The sequence below is a fragment of the Microcystis sp. LE19-41.2A genome (genome assembly GCF_027530405.1).
GTDB classification, from domain to species: Bacteria; Cyanobacteriota; Cyanobacteriia; order Cyanobacteriales; family Microcystaceae; genus Microcystis; species Microcystis aeruginosa.
This window is the reverse complement of the sequence record NZ_JAPZQJ010000004.1, coordinates 1-9,733: the sequence shown is the minus strand read 5'-3', so window position 1 is coordinate 9,733 and position 9,733 is coordinate 1. Positions and strand designations below refer to the sequence as shown.

The following is a 9,733-nucleotide window of genomic DNA, read 5'->3' as shown; positions in this document are numbered from 1 at the left end:
CTGAAAATTAGGTAATTGACACCTTCAAAATCGCTAAAACCCCACACCCTACACCCTACACCCCACACCCTGCCACCAGGAAAAACTTTTTCAGCAGACCCTAAATATTCTCGTTTTCAAGGTTTAATTGGGCAATAGCTTCATCAATTAAATCACAGCCCTCCCCCAGGGATTCGATGCGCGAAAACCGATCGCGCCAAACCGCCGCACCAGTAAAATCCTGACAATACCAAGCCAGATGTTTCCGCGCTTGCCAAATACCGCGTTGTCCCTTGTATAGCCATAGCCCCTGTAAATGCTCTTTAGCTAGGCTTAACAGGTCAATAGAGGTGGGTTTCGGCAACTTTTTGCCTGTTTTGAGGTAATAATCGATTTCCCCCACTAAATAGGGATAACCGAGGGTTCCCCGCGAACACATCACCCCATCGGCCCGAGTAAATTCCAAACAATTAATCGCCGCTTCCACAGAAACAATATCACCATTAGCGATGACAGGAATCGATAAAACCTCCTTCACCCGTTTAATCCATTGCCAATCGGCCGGCCCGTGATAACCCTGTTCCCTAGTGCGTGCGTGCAGGGTCAACATTTGCGCTCCCGCATCTTCCAAACGACGGGCAAAATCGATAATATTAATCTCCTGAGCGTTCCATCCCAAGCGAGTTTTCACCGTTACTGGCACTGATACCGCTCTCACCACTTCCCTAACAATTTGCTCGGCAATTTCTGGCTGTCGTAAAAGGGAAGAACCGCCGCCTTTTTTAGTAATTTTATTAACTGGACAACCCATATTAATATCGATGGTCATCGCTCCTTCTTTAACCGCTTTTTCCGCCGCCACAGCCATAAAATCGGGACGGCAATCAAATAACTGCATACTAATTGGTTGTTCTTTGTCCCCGATAACCATCAATTGCGGTAACTCTTGCAGCTGGGAGATTTCTGTCGCGTTAACCATCTCCGTATAGAGCATCGAATCAGGAGCAAAGCGTCTCACCAAGCGCCGAAAAACTAAATCGGTGACACCGGATAAAGGTGATTGCAAGACCCGGCTATGCACTGCTAAATTACCGATTTTGAGAGGGGATGAGTAGATAGCCATAGGAAAGGTTAAAAAATCAACAGCCAACACCAGCAAGCCGAACAATTAGGGGATAGTTCCGTCACTGTTAGCATTTTGCCAACCCCTAATATATGCTTAACCGTCAACTTCTAGTCTAAAACTACCTGTATGATGATTGGAGAGGATAGAATCTTATCTCTCCTAAACGAGTAATTAAACAAAAATTTCGCTTTTTTTTATGGATAATCTGCAACTCTGGCAACGTTACCAAGATTGGTTATACTATCACCCTAACCTAGAACTTTATCTCGATGTCAGTCGGATTCCCTTCGATGAGGCTTTTCTCAAAGGTCTAGAAGCAAAATTCGAGCGTGCTTTCCAAGATATGGCAGCCTTAGAACAGGGTGCGATCGCAAATCCCGACGAACAGCGTATGGTCGGCCACTACTGGCTGCGCGCTCCTGAACTCGCTCCTAACCAGGAATTGCGGGCCGAAATCACCGAACCCCTAGCACAGATCAAAGAATTTGTCAAGAAAATTCACTCCGGAGCGATTAAGCCACCCAATCGGGCAAAATTTAGCCATATTCTCTGTGTAGGCATCGGGGGGTCTGCTTTGGGTCCCCAATTCGTCGGTTCGGCTCTATCCCCCCTTAATCCCCCCTTAGAGATTGCTTTTATTGATAATACCGACCCCAAAGGTATCGATCGCACCCTAGCCCATTTACCCTTAGCTACCACCCTGGTTATCGTCACCAGTAAATCCGGCGGCACTCCCGAAGCGAGAAACGGAATGTTAGAGGTCCGCAACGCTTACGAAAAACTGGATTTAGACTTTCCGCAACACGCGGTCGCCGTCACTATGCCGGGTAGCCAACTGGACAAATACGCCCAAGATTGGCTAACTCGTTTCCCCATGCAGGATTGGGTCGGTGGTCGTACATCAGAACTATCCGCCGTCGGTCTTCTCCCGGCCGCTTTGCAGGGTATCGACATTGATGAAATGTTAGCCGGGGCCAAAGAAATGGACATCGCCACCCGCGTCCATAACCTGAAAAAAAATCCTAGCGCCCTACTTGCTCTAGCTTGGTATCATGAGGGCAACGGCAAGGGAGAGAAAGATATGGTGATTCTGCCCTACAAAGACAGTCTCTATCTCTTTAGCCGCTATCTGCAACAATTGGTCATGGAGTCCCTCGGTAAAGAAAAAGACCTCGATGGTAATAAGGTGTACCAAGGTATCGCCGTCTATGGTAACAAAGGTTCTACGGACCAACACGCCTACGTCCAACAATTACGAGAAGGTGTTCCCAATTTCTTCGCTACTTTTATTGAAGTGTTAAAAGACCGACAAGGAGATTCCCTGGAAGTGGAAACCGGCTCCACTGCCGGTGATTTTCTCTCAGGATTACTGCAAGGTACTCGACAAGCTTTATACGAAAATAGTCGTCACTCTATCACTATCACTATCCCAGAGGTTACTCCCCGTCAGGTAGGGGCCTTAATCGCCCTCTACGAACGGGCCGTTAGTTTCTATGCTAGTTTAGTTAACATTAACGCCTACCATCAACCCGGGGTAGAAGCAGGGAAAAAAGCCGCCGCTTCTATTCTGGATTTACAAAGAAAAATCGTGCAAGTTGTTCGGGAAACGGGAACTTCTCTTGACCTAGCCACTCTAGCGGCCAAAATCGGCGCTAGTGACCAAGTTGAAGCCATCTATAAAATTGTCCGTCATCTCAACGCTAATCGGCGCAGTTTAACTATTACCGGCGATTTAAGTAAACCGGAAACGATCCAAATCTCTGCACGCTAATCAGGAGCCTGGAGTCAGGAGTCAGGTGTTGAGGGTTGGGGTTTTGGGGTTTTGGGGTTTTAGTTCAATTTCCCCACTTCCCACTTCCCACTTCCCCACTTCCCCATCTCCCCACTTCCCCATCTCCCCAATTCATAATTCATAATTCATAATTCCTACTTCCCCACTTCCCCACTGAATATAACTAACCATGGAAATGCTAGAAAACCTGAAAATGGCTTTTTCCGCTTTGATGGGCAATAAACTGCGTAGTGGTCTGACCATGCTAGGAATTGCTATCGGTAACGCTTCCGTCATTGCCCTAGTGGGAGTGGGTGAAGGAGCGCAAAAAGTCGCCCTCGAGCAGTTTGAAGCTCTCGGACCGAATGTTTTATTTGTTTCCACCTCCTCGCGCAATGTCCGGCGGACAATTCCTAATCCCCGGCCTCTCACCTACGAAGATGCTCAAGCGATCGCATCTCAAGTTCCCTCCATTGCCGCCATTTCTCCGGAATTGAGCGGTAAAAAAATCCTATCCTTCGGTAATAGAACCAGTAATAGCCCCCTGATTGGGGTGGGAGCCGAGTACCTAAACGTGCGTAACCGTCAACTATCTAAAGGTAGATTTATTATGGAATCTGACCTGAAACGGGATAATCGCGTGATTGTCTTGGGATCGGAATTAGCCAAAAATCTCTTTGGTAATCGCAATCCCGTGGGCGAAAATCTTCGCATCGGCAATCTTAGTTTTCAAGTTATTGGAGTTTTACAGGCGAAAGGCTCCTTATTTGAGACTAATCAGGACGATCGAGCCTTAATTCCCCTAACTACCATGTCTAATCAGGTTCAAGGCCGCAGAGCTATCTATGGCATTCCCCTGACTCATATTTCTGTCTTGGCCAAAAACTCTGCCCAAATTAAAGCCGCTCAGTTTCAGATTAGCAACCTGCTGCAAATGCGTCATCAGGTCAGCGACGAGAATTATGTGCAGGTTTTCCCCCAAACCGCAGTCCTAGAAATGACCAAAGAGACTAATGAGAGTTTAACTAGAATGTTAGCCTCGATCGCCAGTATTTCCCTTTTTGTCGGGGGAATCGGTGTCATGAATATTATGCTCGTGTCAGTCACGGAAAGAACCCAAGAAATCGGGTTAAGAAAGGCTTTAGGAGCGAAAGAAGGGGATATAAAAGGTCAATTTCTGATTGAATCGGTGATTTTAGCCACCACTGGCGGAATTATCGGGATTTTTGTCGGCATTCAAGGAATGTATCTAGCGGGAATTTTTGCCGCTTTAACCACCAGTGTCTCAATCCCTGCGATAATTCTCGCTTTAGGAGTTTCTAGTGCCATCGGTCTAATTTTCGGTGTTGTTCCCGCTCATCGTGCCGCTAAATTAGACCCAATAGTTGCTTTGAGAAGATTATAGTTTTTCTAGTTCTTGTCCTGACCTCGGGATTCTATACCCGCATCCGTTGCCGTAAAGCCCTCCGCTTGGGCTAATATTTGTAGATTATGGGCTATGGAGGCGAAGGAATCGGCGGGATATTCGATTAAAGTGGCGGAATCGAGAAAAGTTTCCACTCCCACGGGACAACCCAAATAATCAGCCACCGCTTTTGGAGTAGTGGAACCGAGGAGAATAGTTCCCGATTGTCTCACAGAAGATAGCTTTTCCCAAGGCTCATCGATCATCAAAGATAAATGGGTGGGAGCAAAAAGATTCGATAATTCGATCGCTTTCTCCAATGATTCCACCACCACGATTAAACCATAATGAGCGATCGCTTTTTCCGTTAACAATCTCTGGGGATGTACCTGTAACTGTTTTTGCACTTCTTCCTGTACTATTAAAGCCAAAGCCTTATCCGTCGTCAATAAAATCGCTGCCGCTAGGGAATACTGTTCCGCTTGCGCTAATAGATCTAGGGCTAACTGTCTGGGATTAGCTTGATTATCGGCAATAATAACTAAATCAGAAGTAATAGAGAGATAATCGATTTTTACATGGTCAGAAACCAGTTTTTTAGCCAAATTAGTATAAAAATCACCTATTCCGGCAATCATCTCCACGGGAGCGATCGTTTTTGTGCCGTAGGCTAAAGCGGCGATCGCCTGTGGTCCAGCCACCCGATAAATCTCACTAATACCCACCGATTGGGCTGCCACTAAAATCGCCGGATGGATGCGTAAATCCTCATCGGCAGGAGATACCATGACAATCCGTTTAACCCCCGCTATTTTGGCAGGAATCGCCTGTTGGAGCAATAAACTGAGATAGGCCCGTTTCCCATCGGGAACGACAATTCCCACGCTGTTAACCGGTTGATAACGTTTCCCCCGAACCGTACCATCCTCAGGAAACTGGACCCAAGCTTTGGGAAGACGCTGACGATGAAAAGCCTCCATTTTTTCACAGGCAACGGCGATCGCATTTAATAAATCCTGCGACACCTGTTGATAAGCAGCATCAAGTTCCGAGCCACTCACCTTTAGTTGTTGTAGATTAAGGGACTGTTGGTAGAATTTTTCCGTATAATCCACCAACGAGCGATCGCCAGTAAGTCGCACCTGATCGACAATCTCTCGGACAAGCGATTCTTTTTCCCGAATTTCCGGATCGTCGAACCGTTCCCGAATTCGTCTCAGTTCCGTTCTGGCTGACCATGGCTCTGTGATAATTCGCAACATCGAGCTATTATCCTCTAGGGGCGAAACGAGATTAAAAAGTTTTCACTCCTCACACTCTAGCTTATCGCTTTCAATCTTGACCGGGGAGGGAGACCGAGTCAGTTATTTTAGCCGTCGGTAGGCAGGAGTCAGAAAATAGGGTGATAGGGTTTTGGGGTGATAGGGTTTTGGGGTGATAGGGTGATGAGACAGCTTCCCCAATTCCCCACTTCCCCAATTCCCCAATTCCCCAATTCCCCACTTCCCCACTTCCCCACACCCTACACCCTACACCCTACACCCTACACCCCACACCCTACACCCCACACCCCACACCCCACACCCTACACCCCACACCCTACACCCATCTCCCCACTTCCCACTCCCATAACCCAACCCCCTAAACAATAACGCTGCCCGATTTTGCTAGGATAAGAAATGTAACAAGAATCTTTCTCAACAGTCGGATAATTCATGGGCAACGATACCATCACCTTACTCTCTCCCCGGGAAATTGAAAAAATGCGCCGAGCCGGACGATTAGCGGCTAAACTGTTAGACCATCTGGCCGATATGGTTAAACCGGGGGTAAGTACCCTAGAAATCAATGACGAGGCAGAACGTTGGACTCGCGCCCATGGAGCCAAAAGTGCGCCCCTAGGATACCATGGCTTTCCTAAGTCCATCTGTACTAGCATTAACGAGGTTATCTGTCACGGCATCCCCAGCGCCGATCAAATCCTCAAAGACGGCGATATTATTAACATCGATGTCACACCGATTTTAGAAGGTTATCACGGCGATACGTCGCAGACTTTCTTTGTCGGTACTCCCTCCCCCCTGGCCAAAAAGTTAGTGGAAGTTACCAGAGAATGTCTGCAAAGAGGCATAGATGCAGTGCAGCCGGGGGGTAAAATCGGCGATATCGGGGCGGCTATCCAAGAATATGCCGAAGGACAAGGATTTTCGGTGGTTAGAGATTTTGTCGGTCATGGTATCAGTAATGTTTTTCACACCGGTCCGCAGGTTCCCCACTACGGCACTCGTGGCAAGGGCAAAAAAATTCGCCCCGGCATGGTATTCACCATTGAACCAATGATTAATGAGGGAACCTGGCAACATATTGTCTTAAAAGACGGTTGGACTGCTATTACTAAAGATGGTAAACTTTCGGCCCAATTTGAACACACCATCGCCGTCACCGAAACCGGTGTCGAAATTCTCACTTTATCCGATTAAATTTAGGGAACGGGGAACAGGGGATAGGGAATGGGAGAATGGGGAAATAGGGAAGTTTCAACTAATACCCCAAAACCCTAAAACCCTAAAACCCCATCACCCCTCTCCCTTCTCCCCCCGCAACGCGCACGAAGTGGTCTCCTCACTTCCCCACTTCCCACTAATAACTGATAACTGATAACTGATAACTGAATATATGCAGTATCGTCGTTTCGGTCGCACTAATCTACAAATGCCAGTGTTTTCCTGTGGGGGAATGCGCTATCAATTTCAGTGGCAGGATGTGCCGATGTCGCAAATTCCCGACGAGAATCAAGGCAATTTAGAGGCAATCATTAATAAATCTCTGGAAGTGGGGATTAATCACATCGAAACCGCTAGGGGTTACGGCACTTCGGAGATGCAATTAGGCAAAATTTTGCCGCAACTACCGAGGGACAAGATTATCGTGCAGACGAAAGTTTCTCCTAGTCAAGATGTGCGGGAATTTCGCCGTAAATTTGAGCAATCCAGGCAATTTTTACGGTTAGATTATGTGGATTTGTTGGGTATCCATGGCATCAACACCGAGGAAATTCTCGATGACACTATGGCCGAGGGCGGTTGTTGGCAAGAGGCGAAAAAATTACAGCAACTGGGAAAAGTTCGTTTTATCGGTTTCTCGACCCATGCACCAACTGATGTAATTGTCAAGATTATTGCAACAAATTGTTACGATTACCTCAATCTGCACTGGTACTATATTTTTCAGAATAACTGGCTGGCCATAGAAGCGGCAAAACAGCACGATATGGGCGTTTTTATCATTAGTCCCTCCGATAAGGGCGGCCATCTCTACAATCCTCCCCCTAAGCTCGTCAATCTCTGTTTTCCTCTCAGTCCGATGGTTTTTAATAACCTATTCTGTCTCAGTCATCCGACCGTCCATACCCTTAGTATCGGTGCTGCGCGAGCCAGAGATTTTGATGAACACCTGAAAACTTTACCCTTACTCGATCGAGCCGAGGAGATTTTACCGCCAATTATCGAGAGATTGCAAGGAGAAATGATCAACTGTTTAGGCGATAATTGGGTGAAAACTTGGTCTGTGGGTTTACCTAGCTGGGAAAATACCCCCAATCACATCAATATTCGTTTTATCCTCTGGTTACGCAATCTCGCTATCGCCTACGATATGCTCGACTTTGCGAGGGCCAGATACAATCTCTTGGGGAATGGGGGTCATTGGTTCCCCGGTCAACAGGCAAAAGAGGTGGAAAAACTCGATTTAACTGCCTGTTTAGCCGCTAGTCCCCACGCTGATCAAATTCCCTATCTTCTCGCCGAAACTCATCGATTATTGTCGGGAGAGACGGTACAACGCTTAAGCAGTAGTTAATTAGGGCTTGCTGAATAAATCTAAAAACCTTGTTGGATAAGGCTTTTAGACTTTTTTTCCCTCAAAAAGTGCCGACCATTGGAGGGATCGGGGGTAAAATTCAGATACTTTTTCCCTGAAAATTAGGTAACTGACTACCTCAAAATCGGTAAAACCCTACACCCCACACCCCACACCCCACACCCTGCCCCCACGAAAAACTTTTTGCCGCAAACCCTAATTAAAATTCGATGCCGGGTTGCGCTTTCACTCCCTGTTGACGAAAGGGATGTTTAATTAACTTCATTTCCGTGACTAAATCCGCTATCTCGATTAATTCGGGTAAAGCTCCTCTACCAGTGAGAATAACGTGAGAATTAGCGGGTTTTCGGGCTAAACCAGCGATAATTTCCTGAATATCCAGATAGCCGAATTTAAGGGCGATATTGATCTCATCGAGTAAAATTAACTTATATTGGGGATTTTCGAGAAAAGTTAGGGCTTTTTGCCATGCTTCTTGGGCTTTCTCTATATCTCTTTCTCTATCTTGAGTTTCCCAGGTGAAACCTTCCCCCATTGCATAAAACTCGATTTGTTCCCCCCAAACACTAAAAATCTTTTGTTCGGCAGGTTCCCAAGCACCTTTGATAAATTGTACCACCGCCACTTTGTAACCATGACCGAGGGAACGTAAAACCATACCGAGGGCTGCCGTGGTTTTTCCCTTGCCATCGCCGGTATTAACGATAATTAAACCTTTTTCAGCGATTTTTTCGGCTAAACGTTCCTCTTGGATGACCTTGCGGCGCTGCATTTTTTCTTTGTATTGTTCGGGAGTGAGTTGCATTCAAGTCTGTCCAGTCAAATCAAGATAATTGTAACTCAAGGGGTTATTGATGGCCGTTTGCAGATTTTAACCGGCTAAATTGTCTGGGGATTGATGCCTAATTCTCGTAATTTTGCCGCTAATCTTTCCTTAGCTTGTCGTTCTTGTTCTTTTTCTAAAAGAGCCTGTTCTTTTTCTAAAAGAGCCTGTTCTTTTCCCTGTCGTTCTTGTTCCTTTTCTAAAAGAGCCTGTTCTTTTCCCTGTCGTTCCTGTTCTTTTTCTAAAAGAGCCTGTTCTTTTGCTAAAAGAGCCTGTTCTTTTCCCTGTCGTTCCTGTTCTTTTTCTAAAAGAGCCTGTTCTTTTGCTTGTCTTTGCTGTAATTCAGCTTCTTGGGGAGTGGGAACCAATTGACCATCGGCGGTAAAATAACGCAGTTTACGCTCAAATATGCCTAAATATAATCCTAACTGTTCACTCCATAGATAACCCTGCTCATTGGCAGAAATAGCTTGATATTGTCCCTCAAGTATCGTAAATCCTTGCAATTCTAAGGTATTAGGATCGAACCAAAAATAATTAGGAGTGCGAAAAGTATTTTGGTAGAGAATTTTCTTTTTAGTGCGGTCAATATTGGCCGTAGAATCGGAAAGAATCTCGACGATTACATTGGGATATTTTCCCTGTTCTCCCCAAACCACCCAACTTTTGCGGGGACGTTTTTCTGTATCTAAAACCACAAAAAAATCAGGACCACAGAAATCGCGCTTTTTCAGTTGTTCTTCGTTATAG

General features: G+C 46.2%; 9 protein-coding genes. 5 read left to right on the top strand and 4 right to left on the bottom strand.

Annotated features, from left to right (window positions below; genetic code table 11):
- Window positions 1–100: 100 nt before the first annotated feature.
- Window positions 101–1,102, bottom strand: a complete 1,002-nt coding sequence (gene dusB, locus O9290_RS00100) for a tRNA dihydrouridine synthase DusB (RefSeq protein WP_288054974.1) — start codon at window positions 1,100–1,102, stop codon at window positions 101–103.
- Between the two features lie 199 nt (window positions 1,103–1,301).
- Here dusB and O9290_RS00095 point away from each other — a divergent pair, with 199 nt between their 5' ends.
- Window positions 1,302–2,876, top strand: coding sequence for a glucose-6-phosphate isomerase (locus O9290_RS00095; RefSeq protein WP_288054976.1), 1,575 nt, complete (start codon window positions 1,302–1,304; stop codon window positions 2,874–2,876).
- 190 nt (window positions 2,877–3,066) lie between these two features.
- Complete coding sequence (locus O9290_RS00090; RefSeq protein WP_288054978.1) at window positions 3,067–4,281, top strand: ABC transporter permease; 1,215 nt, start codon at window positions 3,067–3,069, stop codon at window positions 4,279–4,281.
- Between the two features lie 5 nt (window positions 4,282–4,286).
- On the opposite strand, the gene hisD is transcribed toward O9290_RS00090, so the two are convergent.
- Window positions 4,287–5,543: a histidinol dehydrogenase gene (gene hisD, locus O9290_RS00085; protein ID WP_002757372.1), complete on the bottom strand. Its 1,257-nt coding sequence runs from the start codon at window positions 5,541–5,543 to the stop codon at window positions 4,287–4,289.
- 183 nt (window positions 5,544–5,726) lie between these two features.
- On the opposite strand from hisD, the gene O9290_RS00080 reads away from it, so the two are divergent.
- From O9290_RS00080 to O9290_RS00070, 3 genes are all read left to right on the top strand, one after another.
- Window positions 5,727–5,933 (top strand): hypothetical protein, encoded by a 207-nt coding sequence (locus tag O9290_RS00080; protein ID WP_288086568.1) that lies wholly within the window; start codon window positions 5,727–5,729, stop codon window positions 5,931–5,933.
- A 63-nt stretch (window positions 5,934–5,996) separates the two neighbouring features.
- Complete coding sequence (map, locus tag O9290_RS00075; protein WP_002760006.1) at window positions 5,997–6,761, top strand: type I methionyl aminopeptidase; 765 nt, start codon at window positions 5,997–5,999, stop codon at window positions 6,759–6,761.
- 196 nt (window positions 6,762–6,957) lie between these two features.
- On the top strand, window positions 6,958–8,139 hold the full coding sequence (locus tag O9290_RS00070) for an aldo/keto reductase (RefSeq protein WP_288059023.1): 1,182 nt from the start codon (window positions 6,958–6,960) through the stop codon (window positions 8,137–8,139).
- A 220-nt stretch (window positions 8,140–8,359) separates the two neighbouring features.
- Here the strand turns inward: O9290_RS00070 and cobO are convergent, their stop codons facing one another.
- Together cobO and O9290_RS00060 are read right to left on the bottom strand one after the other, a co-directional pair.
- On the bottom strand, window positions 8,360–8,965 hold the full coding sequence (gene cobO, locus O9290_RS00065) for a cob(I)yrinic acid a,c-diamide adenosyltransferase (protein WP_002797868.1): 606 nt from the start codon (window positions 8,963–8,965) through the stop codon (window positions 8,360–8,362).
- A 74-nt stretch (window positions 8,966–9,039) separates the two neighbouring features.
- On the bottom strand, window positions 9,040–9,733 hold a 694-nt coding region (locus tag O9290_RS00060), incomplete at its 5' end, for a Uma2 family endonuclease (RefSeq protein ID WP_288086565.1).

Bases quoted from the DNA above. Each gene is read 5' to 3' on its own strand.
- dusB (WP_288054974.1), bottom strand. From the start codon at position 1,102: ATGGCTATCTACTCATCCCCTCTCAAAATCGGTAATTTAGCAGTGCAT.
- O9290_RS00095 (WP_288054976.1), top strand. From the start codon at position 1,302: ATGGATAATCTGCAACTCTGGCAACGTTACCAAGATTGGTTATACTAT.
- O9290_RS00090 (WP_288054978.1), top strand. From the start codon at position 3,067: ATGGAAATGCTAGAAAACCTGAAAATGGCTTTTTCCGCTTTGATGGGC.
- hisD (WP_002757372.1), bottom strand. From the start codon at position 5,543: ATGTTGCGAATTATCACAGAGCCATGGTCAGCCAGAACGGAACTGAGA.
- O9290_RS00080 (WP_288086568.1), top strand. From the start codon at position 5,727: ATGAGACAGCTTCCCCAATTCCCCACTTCCCCAATTCCCCAATTCCCC.
- map (WP_002760006.1), top strand. From the start codon at position 5,997: ATGGGCAACGATACCATCACCTTACTCTCTCCCCGGGAAATTGAAAAA.
- O9290_RS00070 (WP_288059023.1), top strand. From the start codon at position 6,958: ATGCAGTATCGTCGTTTCGGTCGCACTAATCTACAAATGCCAGTGTTT.
- cobO (WP_002797868.1), bottom strand. From the start codon at position 8,965: ATGCAACTCACTCCCGAACAATACAAAGAAAAAATGCAGCGCCGCAAG.